The organism is Amycolatopsis sp. CFH S0740, assembly GCF_004522315.1.
GTDB lineage: Bacteria > Actinomycetota > Actinomycetes > Mycobacteriales > Pseudonocardiaceae > Amycolatopsis > Amycolatopsis nivea.
Genome location: NZ_SDLS01000015.1, coordinates 69,660 through 90,395 on the forward strand (window position 1 = coordinate 69,660; position 20,736 = coordinate 90,395).

A 20,736-nucleotide genomic window follows, 5' to 3' on the forward strand; every position below is an offset into this window, starting at 1 on the left:
CGTCTGTCCTCAGTGCACCGGGGCCATCCGGAGATTGAAGTGCCGCAGGATCTTCGGCGCTTCCACGATCCGGTATCCGGGCACCTGCTCCGGGTTTTTCGCGATGTCGCCGAGGATTTCGGCCACGTAGTCGTAGTGGCCCTGGCTGTACACGCGCCGCGGCAGCGCCATCCGGACCAGCTCGAACGGGGCCGGGGTGATCAGCTCGTTCTGCTCGTCGAGCGTGCCGAGGTAGAGCGAACCCAGTTCCACGCACCGGATTCCGCCCGCCAGGTACAGCTCGCAGGCCAGCGAATGGCCCGGGAACCGCGAGGCGGACAGATGCGGCAACAGGCGGCCCGCGTTGAGGTAGAGCGCGTGGATGCCCGGCGGCTGCACGATGTCCACTCCGGCCTCGTTGGCCTGCCTCGCGAGCCGAGCCGCCTCGCCCGCGCGCGCGGCGAGGTAATGCGGGTCGACGACTTCCTGAAGGCCCTTCGCGACGCGGTCGAGGTCGTGCGCCCCGAGCCCGCCGTAGGTGCGGAAGCCTTCGGTGGCGATCAGGTTGGTTTCGCAGGTCTGGGCGAGGTCCGGGTCGGTCAGGCCGATGAACGCGCCCATCGGCGAGATGCCGTCCTTCTTCAGGCTCGCGACACAGCCGTCGACCAGGCCGAACGCCTCTCGCGCGACCTCGCGCGGCGTCTTGTCCGCGTAACCCGGCTCGCGCTGGATGACCAGCCACGCGTTCTCCGCGAACCGTGCCGCGTCAAGGAAAACCGGCACGCGGTGTTTCCGCGCGAGCTTCGCCGCCGCGGCCAGGTTCGCCATCGAGACGGGCTGTCCGCCACCACCGTTGTTGGTGATGGTGAGCAGCACCTGGCCGACGCGGTTGCCGTCCGGGCCGGTCAGCAGGCGTTCCAGTGCGTCCAGGTCGATGTTGCCCTTGAACGGTTCGAGGCTGTCGAGGTCGCCGAACTCCGCGCAGGGCAGGTCGATCGCCTCGGCGCCGAGCAGTTCGACGTTCGCGCGGGTCGTGTCGAAGTGCGTATTGCTGACCGAGATCCGGCCGCTTTCGAGCACGCTGGAGAACAGCACGCGCTCGGCCGCGCGGCCCTGGTGCACCGGCAGGAGGTGCGGGTATCCGGTGAGGTCGCTCAACGCGTCGCGGAAGCGGTAGAACGAGTCCGACCCGGCGTAGGAGCGGTCCGCGGCGGCCGCGGCGGCCTCCTGCCGGGTCGAGACCGCGCCGGTGCCGGAGTCGGTGAGCAGGTCGATGCTGACCTTGTTCGCGGGCAGGTTGAAGGCGTTGTAGCCCGCCGCGGCGAGTGCTTGTTCCCGCTCGGCACGCGTGGTGACCGGAATTTCGGCGACGACTTGGGAGCGGTACGGCGGGAAGGTCCGCATCAGGGTATTTCCTCCAGTTGTGGGTGACAGCCGAAAACTACCGCGTCAGGTCATCCGGCCGAGCACCGGCCGCTTTCTTGGCGGCGCTACCGCATAAGCCTCGGAGGACAGGTAGACGGTGATTCCGGAGCCGAACTCGCCCATTCTCAGCGACACGTGCGCGATCAGTCCGACGCCGTCGCGCAGCGGCCTTTCCGAAACCGCTGCCAGCGCTTTGTCCAGTTGTGTCGGGTCGAAGTCGTATTGCGCGAGAATGGCGTGCACGCGCGCGCGGGCCACCTCGTCGTCGGGCACGTAACTCCGAATCGGGAGGTAAAGACTGTAGTTTCCCGGGGTACCGCCCATACCCTCGACAAATGAATAACTGGAAACCAGCGGGCGACCTTCGAACGGACCTTTTCCGCCGCCGAGCACGGCGAGGAACTCCCGGATCAGCATCGGGTCCGTGCCCGGCACCAGCTCCGCCGCGCGCACCGCGTCCTCGGTCTCGGCGGCGTCGTGCGAGACGTAGACCTTGACCCGGGACAGCGGGTCGTCGTCGAGGTCGAGCGCGAAGAAGGTGAAGTTGTCGCGCTCACCGCGGCGCAGCGCGTGCTCGACCACCGGGTCGAACGCCTCGCCGAGATTCAGCCGCCGGAACCCCTCGCTGACCAGGGAATCCGCCATGGTCGACCCGCTGATCTGCGGGTTCAGGTACACCTTGATCTTCGGCGCGGCGCCGTTGCGGAAGATCAACGAGTACCAGAGCGTGAACGGCCCGCGGCGCTCCTCGTGCGGGAGGAAGAGGTCGGCCACCGCGTCGAGCCGGTCGGTGACCAGGCCGTATTCGCCCGCCACCTGAGCGAGGAAGGAGCGCGGGTCCGGAGCCCCGACGGTCTCGCCGAGAACCCGTACCACACATTCGCCATTGGCGTCGAATGCGACCGAGAATTCCACCGGCGTAGTGTCGTCCGCCACATTGCACGGGAACTGCGCCGGAGCGTCGACGGTCATTTCCCCGGACTCCCCGAGCAACAACCGGAGAAGTTCCAGGTGACGGCGTTCTTCGGGATCAAATCCCACTGCCCGGCACAGCCGGTCGAGTTGACCACCGGCGTGGCTGTACATCGACAACTCGACCATCGGCACACTCGCTCCGACCATGGCGCTGTATTCACCGTTTCATTAGTGCGTCCGGCCCCGCGAAGCATCCGCTGTTCGGTGTAGCGGGAGTTCACGGGCCGCCGAGAAGATTAATCCCCGGAATGCCGATCACGATACCTCTGACGGAGCGACAACACCGTCCGGAAACCGTGCCTGAGTGTGCTGATCAACACCGGAATTCACCTGAATTCCGCATCGACAGGAACGGATTCTGCGGCTACCCACCCCCGCCATGTGGTCTAGCCCACTGCTACGCGCGGACGGTGTCCCGTGCACCCGATGCGACGGGACGGCGCCGAAAATTGTCGGTGGCGGGTGAGACGCTCGTCTCATGACAACGACCCCGAAGCATCTGTCCAAGGTGGCCGAAAGCGACCGCCCGCCCATCCCCCGCGTCGCCGACGAACGCTCGACGCTGCTGGCCTATCTGGAGTGGCACCGCGAAACCCTGGCGCTGAAGTGCGCGGGCCTGAGCCAGGAAGCCGTGTCGGCGCGCGCGGTGCCGCCGTCCACAATGTCGCTCCACGGCCTGGTCCGGCACCTGGCGGGCTGCGAACGATGGTGGTTCCGCATCCAGTTCGCCGGCGAGGACGTCCCGCTGCTGCACTACTCGGACGACGACCCGAACCAGGACTTCGACCGCCTGGACGGGGATTTCGACGAGGCACTGGCTTTGTGGCGCGAGGAGTGCGCCCGGAGCCGGGAGATCGTGGCAGGGGCTTCGTCGCTGGACGCGCAGGGGGTCGGGAAGACCACGGGAGAGCCGTTCTCGCTGCGGTGGATGCTGCTGTCGATGATCGCGGAGTATGCGCGGCACAACGGGCACGCGGACTTGCTGCGGGAGGTGACTGACGGAGCCACTGGCCGGTGAAGGTGACGCTTGGTGTTTCGGCCACGTCTGATTAGGAGTGAGGCGGCGACATGGCCTGGAGCTTGGCTCGAGTCCAGAGTGGAGGCGGCCCTATGAGGTCACGGCTTGCTCGCGGGTGAGCGGCGACCGTTCGGACAGCGCTTTCGCCGACGACTTCGGCTGAGTCGTGGCGGCATCCGGCTGTTCGTGCGCGGCCAGTTGTGGCTGCGTCGCGCCTTCGACGCCTAGCCGTGCGCACGCCACGCGCTTCGGGCGAGTCGCTCGCCCCGACACCAGCCGCCGCCTTCGGCTGGGGCGCGCCGCCGACGCCCAGTAGTTCGCGCGCTGTGCGCTTCGGCCGAGTCACGCGTCGACATTCAGCCGTCCACACGCGGCCAACTTTGACTGGGTGGCACCGTCGACGGTGAATCGTCCACGCGCAGTGCGCTCAGCCAAGTCACGCGTCGACATTCAGCCGTCCACACGCGGCCGACAGTGGCTAGGCGGCGCCGTCGAGGCCAATCGTCCACGCGCCGACACCCAGCCATGCGCTCGCCGCCACCTCGGTTGAGTCGCGCAGCCGACGCCCAGCCGTCCGCACGCCGCGTGCGTCGGTCGAGTCGCACTGCGACACCGAGCCGTGCTTGCTGCCGCCTGTGGCTAGGTCGCGCCGTCCGCATCCGGCCGTCGCGCGCCAGTGGTCGGCGGCAGTGCGATTGCCGTCGGAGCTGGTCAGCGAAAGCCCGTCCTGCCACCACCCGTGCTGCGAGCGGTCAGCGGCCACCCCTCCCGAAAACACCCGGCGTGCGATGCTGGACCACATGACCGCCGATCCTGATTCCGGCCTGCTCTCCCCGGTGCGCGCCGGAACCCCGGCCGAAGCGGGGACCGGTGACCGGGCCTTCGCCGCCGCCATGTTGGACGCGGAGGCAGCGCTCGCACGGGCGCAGGCGCGGCTCGGCACGGTCCCGTCCGAGGCGGCCGAGCGCATCACCGCGGCCGCTCGGGCGTTGGGCGAGGGCGAACTCGACGTCGTCCAACTGGCTCGCGACGCGCGTGCGACCGGAAACCCGGTGGTCAGCTTGGTGCGCACGCTGTCCGCCAAAGTCCCGGACGACGCCGATTACGTGCACCGTGGCTCGACCAGTCAGGACATCGTCGACACGGCGATGATGTCGATCGCGCGCGACGTTCTGCGGCTGATCACCGCGGACCTGACATCGATCGCGGACGCGCTCGCCAAGCTGGCGCGAGCCCACCGCGAGACGGTCATGCCCGGACGCACCCTCACTGCCCACGCGGTTCCGACGACGTTCGGCCTGAAAGCAGCGATCTGGCGGCAAGGCGTCCAGGAATCCGCACGCCGAATCGCTGAGCTCCGATTACCGGTCTCGCTTGGTGGCGCGGCAGGAACGTTGGCCGCGTATGTCCAGTACGGCGACGGCACCGCCGACTATGCGGAACGGTTGGTCGCCGCCTTCGCCGAGGAAACCGGTTTGACCGCACCAATCTTGCCCTGGCACGCGGATCGCGCGCCGGTGGCCGAACTGGTGTCCGCGTTGGCTGGGGTGACCACGGCGTTGGGCAAAATTGCGGTCGACGTTCAGGTCCTCGCCCGCACCGAGATCGGCGAAGCGACCGAGGCGACCGGCGGCGGGTCCTCGGCGATGCCGCACAAGCAGAACCCGGTGCAGTCGGCGTTGATCCGGTCGGCGGCGCTGCAAGTACCAGTGCTGGCGGCGGGAGTTACGCAGTCCGGCCTGGCCGAGGACGAACGTTCGGCTGGGGTCTGGCAGGCCGAGTGGCAGCTGCTGCGCGAGTGTCTGCGCCTGACCGGCGGGGCCACTCATACAGCCCTGGATTTGGTGCGAGGGCTGGACATTCACGCGGACCGCATGCAGAAGAACCTCGCGCTGACCAACGGGTTGATCGTCTCGGAACGACTGTCGGCCGCGCTGGCCCCGAAGCTGGGCAAGGCCCGCGCGAAAGACTTGCTGGGCACTGCTTCCCGGCGCGCGATTGAGGAAAACCGTCCGCTGTCGGAGATTCTGGCGGACACGCCGGAGATCACCAGCGCCGTCGACTCCGCAACCCTCGCCGATCTGCTGGATCCGGCTCAATACCTTGGGGCGGCGCGGCGGTTGGTGGACCGGGCGCTGGAAGACCCCACGGAATAAGCCGGGATCGCTGCCGGAAATGCCCGGCAAGCGATCCCGGTTACTCCACTGTGGACTGACTAGTGGGCCAAGCCATGCCCGCCGGGCTCGTGTCGACGAGGCTGGACAGCCGGGTCGACGTCGACGGGTTCCTCGTCCTCCGGAAGCAGAACCCCGTGCCGTGCCGGAAGAACCGCGGTCAGCAGGCCCAGGACGGCGATGCCGAGGTGCAGCCAGTTGTCCGCGTCGCCGAGGTTCAGCGGGTTGCCGAGGCCGGACACCGGATTGACCGAGATCATCCCGGTCAGCATCAGACCCCAGACGAACAGCGCGCCGTAGCCGATGAAGAGCAGCCAGCCGAACGTCCGCGCACGGCCGGAACCCAAAGCGAGCAGCAGGCCGATCACGCCGGTCACCACGTGGACGACGTTGTTCAGCGGATTGGCGGAAAACCGCCACAAAGTGACACCGTGTCCGGTGAAATCCCCGAACCCGGACTTCACGAGCCCGATGATGCCGTAGGCGAGAAACAGGACTCCGAGCAGAACGGCCAGCACCTGGGCGGGCTGCAGCCCTTCCACCCGAACGCGGGCTCGATGCGCACGAACCATGACTCCAGTCCTTCCCGTACCGAGATGACGGTGGGTCAACCCTGAAGGAATACCCCCGCCGAAACCGGGCCGAAACCCGAATCCGGCCGTCCCGGACGCGCCGCCGGGCAAGATCGGGGCTGGTGAGGCTGCTGAGCCACGCGGTGACCCCGTGGGGCACCGGCTCAGACGAGCGCGGCGACCAGCAGGGCGAAGGCGGCGACGATGATCGCGACCCGCGCGTAGTGGTAGCGGTCCCACCGGCTCATCTGCTCTTTCCAGTCCGCGGGCCGGTTCTCCGCCGTCCACGTCTTGCCGCGGTTGTTGATCGGGACGAGCAGCAGGATCGACATCAGCACGCTCACCACCAGCAGCCCGGCCCCGATCACGACAAGGCTGGTGCCGGGCCGGCCCCACGCGGCGATCGCCCAGATCGCGCTCAGGACGAGCGAACCGATGTACCAGAACGGCATGAGGGCGCCGAGCATCCGGCCGCCGTGGGAGCGGCCTTGCTGATTGCTGTCGTCCGGGAGCCCGTTGAGGATCGCGTTGATGACGAAGGCGACGGAAAACTCGACCCCCACCATCACGCCGACGACCACGATGGTGCAGACCGCGAGTGCGCTGAGCATGATGACCTTCCCAAAATCTAGCGTTGCTAGCTGATGAGGCGATGCTAGTACTACTGCCGCTCGGTTGTCTAGCAGTGCTAGACTGGGCTCATGTCGGTCCACACACGCAAACAGCGCGAACAGGCGGAACGCGAGCGCCTCATCGTCGCGACGGCCCGTGAGCTCGCCGAGCAGCAGGGCTGGGACGCGGTCACCACCCGCAGGCTCGCCGAGCGCATCGAGTACAGCCAGCCCGTTCTGTACAGCCACTTCCGCGGCAAGCGCGAGATCATCGGCGCGGTCGCGCTCGAAGGAGCCGCCGAACTGGAGGCTGCGGTGCGGGCCGCGACCCTCGGCGTGACCGATCCGCGCGCCCGGGTCACCGCTCTCGCCCGCGCCTACCTCGACTTCGCCGAGCACCACCCGGCGGTCTACGACGCCATCTTCCAGCTCGACGGCGGCCTCGCGTTCGCGCAGGACGACACCCCGGAGCAGCTGAAAGACGCCTTCGCCGCCCTGCTGGAAACCCTCGGCGAGGTCGCCGGGGACGGCGTCGCACCCGGACTGTTCACCGAGTTGTTCTGGGCGTCCCTGCACGGGATCGCGACGCTGACCCGAGCGGGACGGCAGCCGCGGGAGTTTGCCGAACAGCGCATCGGCCTGCTGGTGGAACGCCTCGTCGTGGTCTGATCCACTGCTGCTTGCCCGCAGCCCGCCCGAGCGTCACGCGTACTGGCCGGTACCGAGAGCCATCCCACAAAGTCGCCCCATTCGGCGAACCCTGATCACTCGATCGGGGAAGTCGGGGCATGCGCAGGGCGAACACGTTCCTTTTGCTCGGTCTCGTTCTCGGTGCGGTCATCGCGTTTCTGGCCACCGAGGCCGAGCCGTACCGGCAGGTGATCACGGCCGCCGGACCGACGGACGGGCCGGGCGTCATCTCGCCTGCCTCCGACTCGAGCGCCCCCGGCCCGAAGCGGAGCACCGGCAGCTCCGCGCCCCAGCAAGGCGCGGATCTCAACACCGAACTCACCGCGCTCGTCCCGCAAGGGCACGTCAGCGTGGTCGTCTACGACCGCACCACAGGGACGACCCCGGTCTCCCTCGACGCGCACCGGCACTACACCTCCGCGTCCCTCGTGAAGCTGCTCATCGCCCTCGACGCACTCGACCGCGGCAGCAGTCCGGGAACCGTGCGGGAAATGCTCTCCCGCAGCGACGACGACACCGCCAGCCAGCTGTGGGTCGCGGGCGGCGAGACGAGGATCGTCCACGAAGCGGTGACCGAAATGGGCCTCGCCGAAACGAGGCCGCCCAAGGCACCGGGACGCTGGGGCGACACCGAAATCACCGCCGCCGACGTCACGCGCGTCTACCGCTACCTGATGGACCGGGCACCGGCTGAGCAGCGCACGACGATTCTCCGGGCCCTCGGCGAGGCCACCGAAAACGGAGCCGACGGGTTCCGCCAGTACTTCGGCATCCCGGACGCTCTCGGCGACGTGCACTGGGCGGTCAAACAAGGCTGGTCCTGCTGCAATCCCGGGCGCATCCTGCACACCTCGGGCCTGGTCAAGGACAACCGCTACATCGTCGTCGTCCTCACCGAGAATCCCCGCACGGTCAGCTACGACGACGCCGAAACCCAGGTCACCGAAGTGGTCAAGCACCTTCCCGGGATCCGCTGAGCGTCACTGCTCCACCGAGGTCAGCGCGCCCCGCGCGCCCGTGCTCGGCAACGGCCACGGCTTCACCCCGCCGGTCACGTCGGCCCGCTGCCCAGGAGCCGACGGGCCGGGGATCCGCTGCCCGATCCACGTCAGCACGTCCGGCAGCTGCGCCTTGAACGTGTTCATGTTGTGCCCCGCGTCCGGGATCCGCCATGTCGTGAACTGCACCGGCGGCTGCGCGGCGGCGCGCATTTGGTCGACCGCCCGGCTTTCGTTCTGTTCCTTCTCGCCGGAGATCGCGAGCAGTTCCAGCGGGGCCGGGTGCTGCCGGAGGGTGATCTTGACGTTGTTCGCGTCCTCGATGTCCTTGCGGCCGCGGAAAAGGTTCTCGGTTTCACCGTCCACTTGCGCCTTTTCGTAGCCGCTCACGCTCGCCGCCTGCGCGTACCACTGCGGATGCCGCGTCACGAGGTTCAGCGCGCAATAGCCGCCGGACGACCAGCCCGCGATCGTCCACGCCCGGCGGTCCGGATTGAGGCCGAGACGCTGGATTCCCCATTCCCGGACGTCCGCGGACAAATAGGTGTCGTTGGGACTTCCGTTGACCTCGTCGACGCATTCGGTGTCGTGGCCGATTTTCGGCGTTCCGGTCGGGTCCGGGATCAGCACGACCACCGGCGGCAGGAGATGCTTCGAAATCGCCGCGTCAAGCTGTTCGGGCAGGTGGTACCCGATCGGGGCGGTGGTGACCTCGGGGCCGGACGGGTAGTTCGGGATCCAGATGATCGCCGGGAACCGCATCGCCTTGTACGGATGCTGGAAGTATTGCGGCGGAAGGTAAACCGTCACGTCGCGGGTCAGGCCGGTGCGCCGCCCGGTCACCGTCACGTGCGCGATGGTCCCCTTGCCGACCCGCGCGTGCGCCACGCCGAGGTCGCGCGCCCGGCCGAGGTCGACGCCGTTGTCGCCGCCCTCGACGTCGATGCCCTCGGCGGCGAACGCGCCGGTCCCGAGCAGCGAGCCGAGCGTCGGGAAGAATCCGCCGATCATGTTGCCGGTCAAGCCAAGGGTGACGATGACGAGGCACAGCGCGACAACCACCTGGGCACTGCGGCCGAGTTGCTTGCGCTTGCGCCATTTGTCCCAAAACCACGGGACCGAGACGACCGCGAGGAGCGCGAGCACGCCGATCACCGCGAGCATGACGGGCGAATCCAACCTGATTGCGCTCAGGTGCACGGGAAACCTCCAGGACCGATCGCGCGCCCGAAAGGCGGGACCCGCTGCTCTAGATACGTTTGAGGGGCCACCCTCGTTGTGATCACGTGACGGCGATCACGCCAGAATGGCCCCGACAAACTCAGCGAAACCTCAGGATTGCCCGTTCGTCCCTGATTAGTTGCCGAATGCGCCGCGCAGCACCGTGATCGCTTGAGCGATCGCCGCTTCCGCCGCGTGCGTTTCACGAAGCGCGTTCACCATCACGAAGTCGTGGATCACGCCCTGGTACCGAACCGCCGTCACCGGCACGCCCGCCTGACGCAGCTTCGCGGCGTACGCCTCGCCTTCGTCGCGAAGGACGTCCGCCTCGCCGGTGATCACGAGGGCCGGCGGCAGTCCGGTCAACTGCTCCACAGTGGCGCGAAGCGGCGAAGCGGTGATCTCGGCACGCTGCGCTTCGTCGGTCGTGTACTGGTCCCAGAACCACTTCATGCCTTCGCGGCTGAGGAAGTAGCCGTCGGCGAACTTGGTGTACGACTCGGTGTCGAACGAAGCGTCAGTGACCGGGTAGAACAGCACCTGCTGCAGGAACTTCACGTCACCGCGCTCTTTCGCCATCAGCGTCAGCGCCGCGGTCATGTTTCCGCCGACGGAGTCACCCGCGATCGCGATTCGCGTGGTGTCGAGCCCCTTCTCCGCACCGTGCTGGACAACCCACTTCACGGCGGCGTAGTTCTCTTCGATCGCGACAGGGTAGCGGACCTCGGGCGAACGGCTGTATTCCGGGAAAACGACAGCCGCGCCGGTTCCGGCGGCGAGTTCGCGGACGAGCCGCTCGTGGGTGTGGAAATCGCCGAAGACCCAGCCGGCCCCGTGGATGTAGACGAGCACCGGCAGGTCCCCGGTGACGCCCCGCGGCTTGACGATCCGGACCTCGACGTCGCCGTTCGGTCCGCCCGGGACGGTCAGCGTCTCGATGTCGGCCGGGGCGAGTTCGACGTCGCCGTCCTGGACGCCGTCGACCGCCTTGCGGCCCTCGGCGGGCGGGAGCTGGAACAGGTACGGAGGCTGGTCGGTGGCCTCGGCGAACGCCTGGGCGGCCGGTTCGAGGACGAGGTTCTGCGGGTTCGCGGTCATGGCTTCCTCCGGTAGCGGATCGGTCGGACCGCACAAACATAGCTCGCCACTTAGTTGTGCACAACTCAGTGTTGCTCAATGAGATCTAGAGCACTTGAGTTGCCCTCGCGGCCCAGCCGAGAGAGGATGGAGAGCCGGCAGGAGAAACTCGCGGGAGGCGACCGATGACCAGCCCAGACGCCGGGGAAACCGGCTCGCTGCTGCTTGACGACCAGCTGTGCTTCGGCCTGTACTCGGCCTCCCGGGCGGTCACCGCGCTCTACCGCGCGCTGCTGGAACCGCTCGACCTCACGTATCCGCAGTACCTGGTGATGCTCGCGCTGTGGCAGCAGGACGAGCAGCAGGTCAAGGAACTCGGCTCCGCGCTGAACCTCGACTCCGGCACGCTGTCGCCGCTGCTCAAGCGGCTGGAGAAGGCCGGGCTGATCAAGCGCGAACGCCAGTCCGACGACGAGCGCTCGGTCCGCATCCGGCTGACCGGGCAGGGATCCGCCTTGCGCGCCAAGGCGGAACGGATCCCGCCGCACGTCGGAGCGGCGATGAACCTGGACAACGCCGAACTGGGCCGGATGCGCGCCGCGATGGACCAGCTGACGGCGTCGGTCAACGCCTACCGGGAGTCCTACCGGCCGAGCTGACCCGGGCGCCATGGTTAGCATGAGCGCCAGGGCGAGCGTGAGGACGGCGATGAGCACACAGGACGAAGCACTGCGCGCGGTGGAAGCCAGTCTGGACCGGCCGTCGGCGGCCCGCGTCTACGACTACTTCATCGGCGGCACCACCAACTACGCGATCGACCGGATGTTCGCCGAGAAGGTGCGCGAACGGCTGCCGTTGATGGGCGAGTACTGCCGCACCAGCAGGCAGTTCCTCGGCCGCGCGGTGCGCCAGTGCGTGCGCGAGGGCATCCGGCAGTTCGTCGACATCGGCTCCGGCCTGCCCACCGCGGGCAACGTGCACGAGGTGGCCGACGACGAACGCCCGGAACACGACACTTCCGTGCTGTACCTGGACAACGAGCCGGTGGCGCTCGCGCATTCGCAGGTGCTGCTCGCCGACACCGCGGACGAGGACCGGCACCAGGCGATGGCCGCTGATCTCCTGCAGCCCGCCGAATTGTGGGACCGGGTCGCCGATTCGCACGTGATCGACGTCCGGCAGCCGGTGGCGCTGATCGTGAACGCGGTGCTGCACTTCATCAAGGACGAGCAGGACCCGGACGGCATCCTCGAGTTCTACCGCAAGCAGCTCGCGCCGGGCTCGTTGCTCGTTCTTTCCCAGATGACCAACGAAAACCCGGTGGACGACAACGAACGCCAGGCGCTGGTCGACATCATCAAGTACTACGAGTCGACGACGAACCCCGGCATCCTGCGCACGAAGGCGGAGTTCGAGCGTTTCTTCGGTGGCTGGCCGCTGCTCGAACCGGGCCTGGTGTACGCGCCGGCGTGGCATCCGGACGCCGACACGGTGTTCGCGAAGGCACCGTCGGAGTCGCGCGTGATCGGCGGCGTGGCCCGCAAACCGCAGGCCTGACAGGGTTTTCCCACCCGGCCTCCACCCTCGGGTGGAGGCGCGGGACGGCCCCGGCCCGGCACTGTGGTCCCCGTGCCGAACACCTTCGACAACATCCTGATCGGCCTGGTCGTCCTGACCTGGCTGATCTGGCGACAACTGCAAGCCCGCCGCGCCGACCGCCCACCGGTAGTCCTGCTCGTCATCAGCGCACTAGGCGCCGCCTCACTCGGGTTCGCCATCGCGACAACCACCCCGACCTCAACGGCGATCCTGTTACTGGCCACCAGTTTCGTGGCAGCTGGCGGCTTCGGCGTAGCCCGCGGATACACCATGCGAATCTGGCGCACCGACGGAACTCTCTGGCGGCAAGGCAATTGGCTGACCGCCGCTCTGTGGCTGATTTCCTTCGGCATCCACTTAGGACTGGACTTCGCCGTCGACGCAGTCAATTCCACCCGCGGTCTCGGCAGCGCTTCAATCCTGCTCTATCTCGCCGTTTCCCTTGCCGCCCAACGACTGACGGTCCGCTCCCGTAGTCACGACGCCCTGCGCAAGCCTTCCAAAGCCGCGTAAACCGCGTCCCGCCCCAACTCCACCGCACGCCGCAAGACGGCCGGATCCCGTTCCAACACCACAACATCCGGCGCGCCAGCGGGCGGCCGCACACTCACCAGCCGCGGGTCTTCCCGCAACTGACGCTCGTCCTCCAGATCCCGGTGATATTGCGTCCGCCAAGCGTCGATGGTGCCCGGCGCGTGCCTCCGGAGAAACCGGGGCACCACCACGTCCTGCACCCGCGGCGGCGGCACCGGACGCTCGTCCTCGCGCCGAGTCCGCAACACCAGCACGTCCGTCGCCCCCTGCGCGAGCGCGGTACGAAACGGCAACGGCTCGGCGATCCCCGCGTCCACGAACCGCCGCCCACCCATCGCAATCGGCGGCCCAGCCAGCACCGGCATGCACGACGACGCCGCGAGCGCTGTCTTGATCCCGTCGACGTCCTCGATGAACGGATGCAGATCGGTCGACTCGCCGGTGTCGGCGTCGGTGGCGAGCGGATGGAAGCCGACCGGATTCGCCAGTATCGCGGGGAAATCCATCGGTTCGAGCACCGAGTAGACCTGGTGCACGAGATACTCGAGATCGATCACCGCCCGGCCGCGCAAGGTGTGCAGCGGATTGATGATCCGCCGCATGACGGCCGGATTCCACCACGTCCGCACGCCGGTCCGGGAGCGACCGCACAACAGCCACGCCGCGTTGAGCGCACCGGCGGAGGCACCGTAGACGTCGTCGAACGCACTGGTGGCCCCGAGTTCGTCGAGCGCGAGCACCATCCCGCTGGAGTACGTCCCCCGACTGCTGCCCCCTTCGACGGCAAGCGCAAGCCGGCGGCCGTCTGTTCGCTGCCCGGGCACGCTGCCTTCGGCGATTCGGGTGGTGAGCAGTTCTAGGACCGGGTGCACTCCTCCATCTTGATCCTTTCCCTGGCTTGGATCGACCCGATTTGCCCTGTCCCCGCGGGCGGCCTGACTTGTGCTGCGGTCATGCGGGTCTCTCGCTCGCGGCAATCTCGCACTGGTCCCGGCACCACCGATTCGTGATCATCAAGACCGGTGATTCTGTCACCGTCTGCAGACAACCGTGATACTGTCCGTATTGTTCGGTGAGGAAGCTGGGGAGGCTTTCGTGACTGATGACGACGTCGAACGCGTCAGACACCTGCCTGCGAACATGCAGGGTCCGTTGGTGCCGGGGTACAAGTACGTCCGGGACAAAACGCCGGAGCAGGCGGCGAAGGAAGCCGCCGATGCGCAGGCGAAGGCCAATGAGGGCATGTCCAGCGGTGGTGGCGGGTACCGGTTGACTCCGGAGCTGCTCAAGGAGATCACCGGAGAACTCGGCGACATCCTCGACTGGGTTCGCACGGAACCTCGGCGCCATGCCCGCGCACTCACCTCGTTCACGCCAATGGGTGACGAGGTAGCCAGCATCGCCTATGTGCAGGACGCGAATGCGGCAGGCACTTCCTACAACAACTTCCTTAACAGCGTGGTTGCGGAACTCGAGCGACAGCGAGACGCATTCCAACAGGCCCTGGATACTTACCAGAAGCAAGAGCACCAGGCCGCCGACCACATGAAAGGCCTCCGTCCCCACAATGACTAGCCGCAACGCTGCCGTACTCAGCCTGGCCGCAGCCGCCGTCCTGCTCAGCGGTTGCTCCGCCGAACCGGGGAAAGCCGCCCCCACAACGGCTCCGCCCTCCACTTCGGCTGGTCCCCGATTCGGCGCGCCGCCGGTGCCCGCGCCGCTGGATGCCTCGTCCTTGGAAAAGCAGCCGTGCGCCGCACTTACCCCAGAACAAGTCGCGAGCCTCGGCGCTCCGTTCAAGGGCAACGATCCCAAGCCAGACGATGCCATCGGGCCGTCTTGCAATTGGAAATTCGACACCACGCCAGCGTCGTCAGTAGGCGGCACCCTCACCACCAAAGACCCTGGTCACGGAGGGATCAGCGGCATCTACAGCAAGAAACAGTTTGGCGGAGTCACCAAATTCGAGCCTTTCACCGTAAATAACTACCCAGGTGTTGTTTACGACCCGGCGGACAACTCCCCCGCCGGGCTCTGCACGATGGTTATCGGCCTCCGAGACGATCTCGGTTACGTCATCGACGTCAGTCTGGACGGTCTCAAGAAGCCTTTCGCCGACAGCTGCGAAGTCGGCAAAAAGGTAGCCGGATACGTGATCCAATACCTCCAGAAGGGAGGTCATTGATGCCGGACGGCTACACCGGCGCGGATGTCTACGCCCGGATGCACCGCTACGGCGGCAACACCGCCTCCCTCGATTCTGGCCAGCAGGCGGCCGAAGCGCTTAAATCCGCCCACGAAGAGCTCGTGACGCGGATTGCCCGGCTGCAAGGCAAGATGGATGCCTCCTGGGAAGGTGACGCGGCGGGCAAGGCCAAGGCTGGGCTCACCCCGCTGCTGGAAACTTCCCAGCAGGCGTCGGAGGACCTCGGCCGCAGCGCTCAATCCCTCACCGCCCAGAACGGCGGCTTTCACAGCACGCTCAACAAGCTCACTCCGATGGACGCGAACCGTCCCGATACCAACGATTTGGCCAGCTACAGTCCGTTCGGCGCGAGTGATTCGGAAAAATCCGCAGCGCGGTGGGATGACGCCGACAAAAACAATAAAGAAGCCTACGGATCTTACGTCGCCACCACGAACGGGAATCGCAATTCTTCGGCCAAGGACTATCCGGTGCTGAATGCCGCTCCGGCCGGGATCGCGGTCGGTTCCGCACCGAGCGTCGGCGGGACGTCCGGCCCGACTGGCGGAACCGGAAGCAGCGGCGGGTACAGCGGGGGCTTCCACGGCGGCGGGCACACGTCTGACCCCAGCGGCGGGTACGCGCCCAGCTCCAGCAGCGGACACACGTCCAGCCCCAGCGGCAGCATCCTCGGGTCCAGCCCCGTCAGCAGCTCCGCGCCGCCACCGGCAACCGGCTCCCACCTTCCGGACAGCGGAAGCTCCCCTGCGGAGCACGCCTCAGCACCGGATTCCACCACCACGGCCGGGTACACGCCTAAGGCACCAGTCAGCGACGCGCCTGGGTTCGGCTCCGGACGGCTGCCGACCTTCGGACCGGCCACCAGCGGCACGGATTCGACAGGCGGCGGTTTCGGTCTCCCGACTGGCGGATTCGGCACTCCCGGCGGTAGCGGGGAGAGCAGCGTCGGCGGACGGGCAGGCAGCGGAGGCAACGCCGGGTCGCGCATCGGCGGCAGCGGACCGCAGCTTGGCACAGGGGCGGGAACCGGCACCGGGACCCCAGCGAGCGGCCAGAGCGCGGCGCGTCCCGGCACCGTCGGCGGGACCGGTGCCAAGGGATCACCGGGCGTGGGCGGCATGGGCGCTGGTGCCGGAAAGGGCAAAGGCACCGAAGACAAGGAGCACCAGCGAAAGGTCACCTACCTCGACGACGACGTCGACGAGTTGTTCGGCGGCTACCCCGACGGCATGCGCCCGACCCCGCCCACCATCGGAGCCTGACGTTGCTCCGGAGCCCCCTGCGGTTTTCCCGTGACAGTTACCAGAATCTGGTCCGCCGGATCGACCGTTCCGACCCGCATCCGACGCTGATCGGCGGCGAGAAGTGGTATCCACCGGACGAGCAGGTCCAGCAGGACGCGAAAGCGGACGCCGAACTCGCCGCCACCGGCTGGCCGGTCCGCGACTTCGCCGACGTCATCGGGCTCCTGCAACGACCCTCCGTCGACCGTTACTGCTGGGCGCGCATCAACGGCCGCGACGTGACCCTTCAGGCCGCGGCTGCCCGGCGGGACGCGATCCTCGCTGTCGCCGACCACGACACGATCACCCTGTTCCCCAGCACCGCGGAATCCGCTGCCCGGGAACTGGTCTCCGCACTGCCGGGCACTCCGCCCGCGTCGAACCTGCATTCGCTGTCCTGCTCGGAAGCCGACTACAGCGCCGTGCTCGCCGGAAATCCTCCCCCGACCCGCACCAACAGTGCCCGCGACGCACGGCGCGCTGTCGAGTGGATGCAGGCGCCCCGAATCCACGTAGGACGGTTGTACGTCGCGATCCGCCGCGGCACCGAACGCGTCCGCAACGAACACCCGCCCTACTGGATCGACACCGAACAAGGCCGGTTCACCGCCGCGGTCACCGACGGCTGGCTCAGCATCAGCCCCGCCGGCGCCGACGACCTCGCCCGGATGCTGCACACCATCGAAGCCGGCCTACGGGCCTGAACCTAGCCCAGCCCCAGGGTGACCTGGATTGCACTCAGTTGCACTGCACCTAGTTGCATATGACACTGTCCGACATGGCACTGGAGCACGCGATCCTCGTCTCGCTGTCGGAACGCTCCGGCTCGGGCTACGAGCTGGCGCGCCGGTTCGAGAAGTCCATCGGGCTGTTCTGGAGCGCCTCCCACCAGCAGATTTACCGCGTGCTGAAGCGAATGGAAGAGGCCGGTCAGGTCGCCGTCGACATAGTGGTCCAGGACGGGCGGCCGGACAAGAAGGTCTACACCGTCGCCGAAGCGGGCCGGATGGAACTGCGGCGCTGGCTTGCCGAACCAGCACCGCAAGCCGGGCCGCAGGAGTTGGCGGTGAAGTTGCGCGGGGCGTCGTTCGGCGACGCGAATGCCATCGCCGAAGAGATCGTCCGGCACCGGGATGCACACGCTGAGCGGCTCGACCTGTACCGGCAGATCGAGAAGCGCGACTTCCCTGCCCCGGACCGGCTCCGCGGCCGTTCGCTGCACCAATACCTCGTGCTGCGCGGCGGAATCCGGGTCGAAGAGGGCCAGGTCGAGTGGCTGGAAGAAATCCTGACCGCGTTGCGGGCCGACGAGAAGGACTGACATGACCGAGTACCCGAACCTGCTGTCCCCGCTCGATCTCGGCTTCACGACGCTGCGCAACCGCGTCCTGATGGGCTCGATGCACACCGGTCTGGAGGACCGCGCGTCCCGCTTCCCGCAGCTGGCCGAGTACTACGCCGAACGCGCGCGCGGCGGCGTCGGCCTGATCGTCACCGGCGGGTTCGCGCCGAACCGCACCGGCTGGCTGTTGCCGTTGGCCTCGAAGCTTTCCACGCCCGCCGAGGCGAAACAGCACCAGTTGCTGACCAGCGCGGTGCACGCGGAGGGCGGCAAGATCGCGCTGCAGATCCTGCACGCCGGCCGCTACGCCTACCACCCGCTGAGCGTTTCCGCGTCGAGCCGCAAAGCGCCGATCAACCCGTTCCGCCCGCGCGCGCTCACCGCGTACGGCGTGCATCGCACCATTCGCGCGTTCGCCGATTGCGCCGCGCTGGCCCGCGACGCCGGGTACGACGGCGTCGAGATCATGGGCTCCGAGGGCTATCTGATCAACCAGTTCCTCGCCGAACGCACCAACCGGCGCACCGACGCCTGGGGCGGCACCGCGGAGAAGCGCCGCCGGTTCGCGGTCGAGATCGTCCGGCGCACCAGGGAAAAAGTCGGGCCGGACTTCATCATCATCTACCGGCTGTCCATGCTCGACCTCGTCGAAGGCGGACAGAGCTGGGACGACGTCGTCGCGCTCGCCCGCGACGTCGAGGCGGCCGGCGCCACGATCATCAACACCGGCATCGGCTGGCACGAGGCGCGCGTGCCGACGATCGTCACGTCCGTGCCGCGCGGCGCGTTCACCTGGGTCACCGGCAAGCTGAAGCCGCACGTTTCGGTCCCGGTGGTGACCTCGAACCGGATCAACCTGCCGCACGTCGCGGAACAAGCCCTCGCCGACGGGGACGCGGATCTGGTCTCGATGGCCCGTCCGCTGCTCGCCGACCCGGACTGGATCCGCAAGGCCGAAACCGGCCGCACGGACGAGATCAACACCTGCATCGCCTGCAACCAGGCCTGCCTCGACCACGCGTTCAGCCGGAAACCGGTGTCCTGCATGGTGAATCCGCGAGCCGGGCACGAAACGACCCTGAACCTGCTCCCGACCCGGCGCGCCAAGCGGATCGCCGTCGTCGGTGCCGGGCCGGCCGGGCTCGCAACCGCGACCGCGCTCGGCGAACGCGGCCACGACGTCGAACTGTTCGAGGCCGACGACGAAATCGGCGGCCAGTTCGGGATCGCACAACGGATTCCGGGCAAGGAGGAATTCGCCGAGACCATCCGCTACTACACGCGACGCCTCGAGGTCACCGGTGTGAAGGTGCACCTCGGCACCCGGGCGACCGCCGCGGATCTGACCGGCTTCGACGAGGTCGTGCTGGCCACCGGTGTCACGCCGCGGGTTCCGGTGCTGCCCGGGATCGACCATCCGAAGGTGCTTTCCTACGTCGACGTCGTGCGGCACGGCAAACCCGTCGGCGAGCGGGTCGCGGTGATCGGCGCGGGCGGTATCGGCGTGGACGTCAGCGAATTCCTCACGCACAGTTCGTCGCCCGCGTTGGATCGCGACGCCTGGATGGCCGAATGGGGCGTCACCGACCCCGCGCTCGCGCCCGGCGGACTGGCCAAGCCGAAGCCGGAACCGTCGCCGCGGCAGGTCTACCTGCTGCAGCGCAAGAAGTCGCCGATCGGGGCCGGGCTCGGCAAGACGTCCGGCTGGGTGCACCGCGCCGCCCTGCGCGCCAAAGGCGTGGAAAAGATCAGCGGAGTTTCCTACGACCGGATCGACGACGCCGGTCTGCACGTCACGGTCGACGGGAAACCGCGGCTGCTCGAGGTCGACACCGTGGTGGTTTGCGCTGGCCAGGAATCCGTGCGGGAACTCGCCGGCGCGCTCGGCGACGTGCCGGTGCACCTCGTCGGCGGGGCGGACGAGGCACGGGAACTGGACGCCAAACGGGCGATCGACCAGGGCACCCGGCTGGCGGCCGTCCTGTAGCCGCTTGCGCGCACTGGCAGGATGGCCCCGTGCGAGACGTATGCGTGATCGGGCTCGGGCTCATCGGCGGTTCCCTGCTGCGAGCCGCCGCGGCGAGCGGCAGGACCGTCTGGGGAACCACAGTGTCCGAAGTGGACGCTGACGCGGCGAGCCGCGGCGGCTACGACGTCACCACCGACGCCGAAGCCGCACTACAGCGGGCCGCGGCCGCGGACGCGATCGTGGTCATCGCCGTGCCGCTGCCCGCGGTGGAGAACCTGCTGCGACAGGTCGCCCAGCACGCGTCGCACTGCATTCTCACCGACGTGGTCAGCGTGAAGGGCCCGATGCTCGACGCGGTCCGCAGGCGCGCGCCGTACACGCGCTACGTCGGCGGACACCCGATGGCGGGCACGTCGCGCTCCGGCTGGCTCGCCGGCGACACCATGCTCTTCCGCGACGCGGCCTGGGTCGTCGGCGTCGAAGAGGAAACCGACCTGACGGCGTGGGCCGAGGTCACCCGGCTTGTCCTGGACGTCGGCGCGCACGCCGTGCCGCTGCCCGCCGATTCGCACGACGAGACGGTCGCCCGGATCTCGCACCTGCCGCACCTGTTCGCCGCGATCCTCGCCTCGGTCGGCGCACAGGGCGGCCCGCTCGCGATGTCGCTGGCCGCCGGTTCGTTCCGCGACGGGACCCGCGTCGCCGGATCGTCGCCCGATCTGGTGCGCGCGATGACCGAAGGCAACCGCGACGCCCTGCTCCCGATCGTCGACGACGCACTCGGCCGCCTCGGCGCGGCCCGCGGTTCGCTGGCCTCCACCGGCGGCCTAGCCGCGACCATCAACGCAGGTCACGAAGGCGCACTGGCGTTGGAAGCGGCCCGCGACGCGGCACAGTCGGGCGTCCGCATCGACCTCACCGCCGCCGACGCCCGCGAAGGACTCGTCGCACTCGGCGAACGCGGCGGCCGGATCACCGGACTGGACGGAGCCGTCGCACTCGGCGAAGTGTCTTGACTTGCCTGGAACGCCTGGTGTGTGACGATTGAAGCCTCTCAATCCCA

General features: G+C 68.1%; 23 protein-coding genes. 14 read left to right on the plus strand and 9 right to left on the minus strand.

Annotated features, from left to right (window positions below):
- Positions 1–9 precede the first annotated feature (9 nt).
- Both EIZ45_RS24615 and EIZ45_RS24620 read right to left on the minus strand, forming a co-directional pair.
- Entirely contained in the window at positions 10–1,383 is a 1,374-nt protein-coding gene (locus EIZ45_RS24615; protein ID WP_134663808.1) for a tryptophanase, read from the minus strand.
- A 45-nt stretch (positions 1,384–1,428) separates the two neighbouring features.
- A complete protein-coding gene (locus EIZ45_RS24620) occupies positions 1,429–2,526 on the minus strand; it encodes a tryptophan dimethylallyltransferase family protein (RefSeq protein ID WP_238603540.1) in 1,098 nt (365 codons plus the stop codon).
- 331 nt (positions 2,527–2,857) lie between these two features.
- Between EIZ45_RS24620 and EIZ45_RS24625 the strand changes: the two genes are divergently transcribed.
- A complete protein-coding gene (locus EIZ45_RS24625) occupies positions 2,858–3,397 on the plus strand; it encodes a DinB family protein (RefSeq protein ID WP_134663810.1) in 540 nt (179 codons plus the stop codon).
- Between the two features lie 90 nt (positions 3,398–3,487).
- On the opposite strand, the gene EIZ45_RS24630 is transcribed toward EIZ45_RS24625, so the two are convergent.
- The gene (locus EIZ45_RS24630; RefSeq protein ID WP_134663812.1) at positions 3,488–3,670 is read right to left on the minus strand and encodes a hypothetical protein; all 183 of its coding nucleotides are present in this window, start codon (positions 3,668–3,670) and stop codon (positions 3,488–3,490) included.
- Between the two features lie 205 nt (positions 3,671–3,875).
- A complete protein-coding gene (locus EIZ45_RS24635) occupies positions 3,876–4,199 on the minus strand; it encodes a hypothetical protein (protein WP_134663814.1) in 324 nt (107 codons plus the stop codon).
- On the opposite strand from EIZ45_RS24635, the gene pcaB reads away from it, so the two are divergent.
- The gene (gene pcaB, locus EIZ45_RS24640) at positions 4,198–5,553 is read left to right on the plus strand and encodes a 3-carboxy-cis,cis-muconate cycloisomerase (protein WP_134663816.1); all 1,356 of its coding nucleotides are present in this window, start codon (positions 4,198–4,200) and stop codon (positions 5,551–5,553) included. The genes EIZ45_RS24635 and pcaB overlap by 2 nt on opposite strands.
- A 59-nt stretch (positions 5,554–5,612) precedes the next feature.
- Here the strand turns inward: pcaB and EIZ45_RS24645 are convergent, their stop codons facing one another.
- Together EIZ45_RS24645 and EIZ45_RS24650 are read right to left on the minus strand one after the other, a co-directional pair.
- On the minus strand, positions 5,613–6,143 hold the full coding sequence (locus tag EIZ45_RS24645; RefSeq protein ID WP_134663819.1) for a DUF4383 domain-containing protein: 531 nt from the start codon (positions 6,141–6,143) through the stop codon (positions 5,613–5,615).
- Between the two features lie 164 nt (positions 6,144–6,307).
- On the minus strand, positions 6,308–6,754 hold the full coding sequence (locus tag EIZ45_RS24650; protein ID WP_134663821.1) for a DUF1772 domain-containing protein: 447 nt from the start codon (positions 6,752–6,754) through the stop codon (positions 6,308–6,310).
- A 90-nt stretch (positions 6,755–6,844) separates the two neighbouring features.
- On the opposite strand from EIZ45_RS24650, the gene EIZ45_RS24655 reads away from it, so the two are divergent.
- Positions 6,845–7,423 carry a TetR/AcrR family transcriptional regulator gene (locus EIZ45_RS24655; protein WP_134663823.1) on the plus strand — a complete coding sequence of 193 codons (579 nt, stop codon included), beginning with the start codon at positions 6,845–6,847 and terminating at the stop codon, positions 7,421–7,423.
- 119 nt (positions 7,424–7,542) lie between these two features.
- Positions 7,543–8,421 (plus strand): hypothetical protein, encoded by an 879-nt coding sequence (locus EIZ45_RS24660; protein ID WP_134663825.1) that lies wholly within the window; start codon positions 7,543–7,545, stop codon positions 8,419–8,421.
- A gap of 3 nt (positions 8,422–8,424) precedes the next feature.
- Here EIZ45_RS24660 and EIZ45_RS24665 read toward each other — a convergent pair whose 3' ends face one another.
- Together EIZ45_RS24665 and EIZ45_RS24670 are read right to left on the minus strand one after the other, a co-directional pair.
- Positions 8,425–9,606, minus strand: coding sequence for an esterase family protein (locus EIZ45_RS24665; protein WP_240690688.1), 1,182 nt, complete (start codon positions 9,604–9,606; stop codon positions 8,425–8,427).
- 192 nt (positions 9,607–9,798) lie between these two features.
- A complete protein-coding gene (locus tag EIZ45_RS24670; protein ID WP_134663830.1) occupies positions 9,799–10,761 on the minus strand; it encodes an alpha/beta hydrolase in 963 nt (320 codons plus the stop codon).
- A gap of 164 nt (positions 10,762–10,925) precedes the next feature.
- Here EIZ45_RS24670 and EIZ45_RS24675 point away from each other — a divergent pair, with 164 nt between their 5' ends.
- From EIZ45_RS24675 to EIZ45_RS24685, 3 genes are all read left to right on the plus strand, one after another.
- Positions 10,926–11,399, plus strand: a complete 474-nt coding sequence (locus EIZ45_RS24675) for a MarR family winged helix-turn-helix transcriptional regulator (protein ID WP_037807333.1) — start codon at positions 10,926–10,928, stop codon at positions 11,397–11,399.
- Between the two features lie 49 nt (positions 11,400–11,448).
- Positions 11,449–12,297: an SAM-dependent methyltransferase gene (locus EIZ45_RS24680; RefSeq protein WP_037807331.1), complete on the plus strand. Its 849-nt coding sequence runs from the start codon at positions 11,449–11,451 to the stop codon at positions 12,295–12,297.
- Positions 12,298–12,369: 72 nt separating this feature from the next.
- The gene (locus EIZ45_RS24685; protein WP_134663832.1) at positions 12,370–12,852 is read left to right on the plus strand and encodes a hypothetical protein; all 483 of its coding nucleotides are present in this window, start codon (positions 12,370–12,372) and stop codon (positions 12,850–12,852) included.
- On the opposite strand, the gene EIZ45_RS24690 is transcribed toward EIZ45_RS24685, so the two are convergent.
- Positions 12,816–13,745 (minus strand): patatin family protein, encoded by a 930-nt coding sequence (locus tag EIZ45_RS24690; RefSeq protein WP_134663833.1) that lies wholly within the window; start codon positions 13,743–13,745, stop codon positions 12,816–12,818. The two genes, EIZ45_RS24685 and EIZ45_RS24690, sit on opposite strands and share 37 nt — an antisense overlap.
- 223 nt (positions 13,746–13,968) lie before the next feature.
- Between EIZ45_RS24690 and EIZ45_RS24695 the strand changes: the two genes are divergently transcribed.
- The 7 genes from EIZ45_RS24695 (at position 13,969) to EIZ45_RS24720 (ending at position 20,689) form a co-directional block, all read left to right on the plus strand.
- Entirely contained in the window at positions 13,969–14,448 is a 480-nt protein-coding gene (locus EIZ45_RS24695; RefSeq protein ID WP_134663836.1) for a PE domain-containing protein, read from the plus strand.
- A complete protein-coding gene (locus EIZ45_RS24700) occupies positions 14,441–15,058 on the plus strand; it encodes a DUF3558 domain-containing protein (RefSeq protein ID WP_134663838.1) in 618 nt (205 codons plus the stop codon). Before EIZ45_RS24695 ends, EIZ45_RS24700 begins: the two co-directional genes overlap by 8 nt.
- A complete protein-coding gene (locus EIZ45_RS46195) occupies positions 15,058–16,341 on the plus strand; it encodes a WXG100 family type VII secretion target (RefSeq protein ID WP_167756546.1) in 1,284 nt (427 codons plus the stop codon). The genes EIZ45_RS24700 and EIZ45_RS46195 overlap by 1 nt, the downstream gene beginning before the upstream one ends.
- 2 nt (positions 16,342–16,343) lie before the next feature.
- On the plus strand, positions 16,344–17,066 hold the full coding sequence (locus tag EIZ45_RS24705) for an ESX secretion-associated protein EspG (RefSeq protein WP_167756547.1): 723 nt from the start codon (positions 16,344–16,346) through the stop codon (positions 17,064–17,066).
- A gap of 74 nt (positions 17,067–17,140) precedes the next feature.
- Positions 17,141–17,683, plus strand: a complete 543-nt coding sequence (locus EIZ45_RS24710) for a PadR family transcriptional regulator (protein ID WP_043837983.1) — start codon at positions 17,141–17,143, stop codon at positions 17,681–17,683.
- 1 nt (position 17,684) lies between these two features.
- The gene (locus EIZ45_RS24715) at positions 17,685–19,691 is read left to right on the plus strand and encodes an NADPH-dependent 2,4-dienoyl-CoA reductase (protein WP_134663842.1); all 2,007 of its coding nucleotides are present in this window, start codon (positions 17,685–17,687) and stop codon (positions 19,689–19,691) included.
- Positions 19,692–19,720: 29 nt separating this feature from the next.
- Entirely contained in the window at positions 19,721–20,689 is a 969-nt protein-coding gene (locus EIZ45_RS24720) for a prephenate dehydrogenase (protein WP_078870234.1), read from the plus strand.
- The last annotated feature ends 47 nt before the right edge of the window (positions 20,690–20,736 follow it).

Coding starts and splice junctions, on each gene's coding strand:
- EIZ45_RS24665 (WP_240690688.1), bottom strand. CDS start 9,606: ATGCTCGCGGTGATCGGCGTGCTCGCGCTCCTCGCGGTCGTCTCGGTC.
- EIZ45_RS24645 (WP_134663819.1), bottom strand. CDS start 6,143: ATGGTTCGTGCGCATCGAGCCCGCGTTCGGGTGGAAGGGCTGCAGCCC.
- EIZ45_RS24700 (WP_134663838.1), top strand. CDS start 14,441: ATGACTAGCCGCAACGCTGCCGTACTCAGCCTGGCCGCAGCCGCCGTC.
- EIZ45_RS24615 (WP_134663808.1), bottom strand. CDS start 1,383: ATGCGGACCTTCCCGCCGTACCGCTCCCAAGTCGTCGCCGAAATTCCG.
- EIZ45_RS24660 (WP_134663825.1), top strand. CDS start 7,543: ATGCGCAGGGCGAACACGTTCCTTTTGCTCGGTCTCGTTCTCGGTGCG.
- EIZ45_RS24635 (WP_134663814.1), bottom strand. CDS start 4,199: ATGTGGTCCAGCATCGCACGCCGGGTGTTTTCGGGAGGGGTGGCCGCT.
- EIZ45_RS46195 (WP_167756546.1), top strand. CDS start 15,058: ATGCCGGACGGCTACACCGGCGCGGATGTCTACGCCCGGATGCACCGC.
- EIZ45_RS24670 (WP_134663830.1), bottom strand. CDS start 10,761: ATGACCGCGAACCCGCAGAACCTCGTCCTCGAACCGGCCGCCCAGGCG.
- EIZ45_RS24625 (WP_134663810.1), top strand. CDS start 2,858: ATGACAACGACCCCGAAGCATCTGTCCAAGGTGGCCGAAAGCGACCGC.
- EIZ45_RS24655 (WP_134663823.1), top strand. CDS start 6,845: ATGTCGGTCCACACACGCAAACAGCGCGAACAGGCGGAACGCGAGCGC.
- EIZ45_RS24680 (WP_037807331.1), top strand. CDS start 11,449: ATGAGCACACAGGACGAAGCACTGCGCGCGGTGGAAGCCAGTCTGGAC.
- pcaB (WP_134663816.1), top strand. CDS start 4,198: ATGACCGCCGATCCTGATTCCGGCCTGCTCTCCCCGGTGCGCGCCGGA.
- EIZ45_RS24715 (WP_134663842.1), top strand. CDS start 17,685: ATGACCGAGTACCCGAACCTGCTGTCCCCGCTCGATCTCGGCTTCACG.
- EIZ45_RS24650 (WP_134663821.1), bottom strand. CDS start 6,754: ATGCTCAGCGCACTCGCGGTCTGCACCATCGTGGTCGTCGGCGTGATG.
- EIZ45_RS24675 (WP_037807333.1), top strand. CDS start 10,926: ATGACCAGCCCAGACGCCGGGGAAACCGGCTCGCTGCTGCTTGACGAC.
- EIZ45_RS24710 (WP_043837983.1), top strand. CDS start 17,141: ATGGCACTGGAGCACGCGATCCTCGTCTCGCTGTCGGAACGCTCCGGC.
- EIZ45_RS24620 (WP_238603540.1), bottom strand. CDS start 2,526: ATGGTCGGAGCGAGTGTGCCGATGGTCGAGTTGTCGATGTACAGCCAC.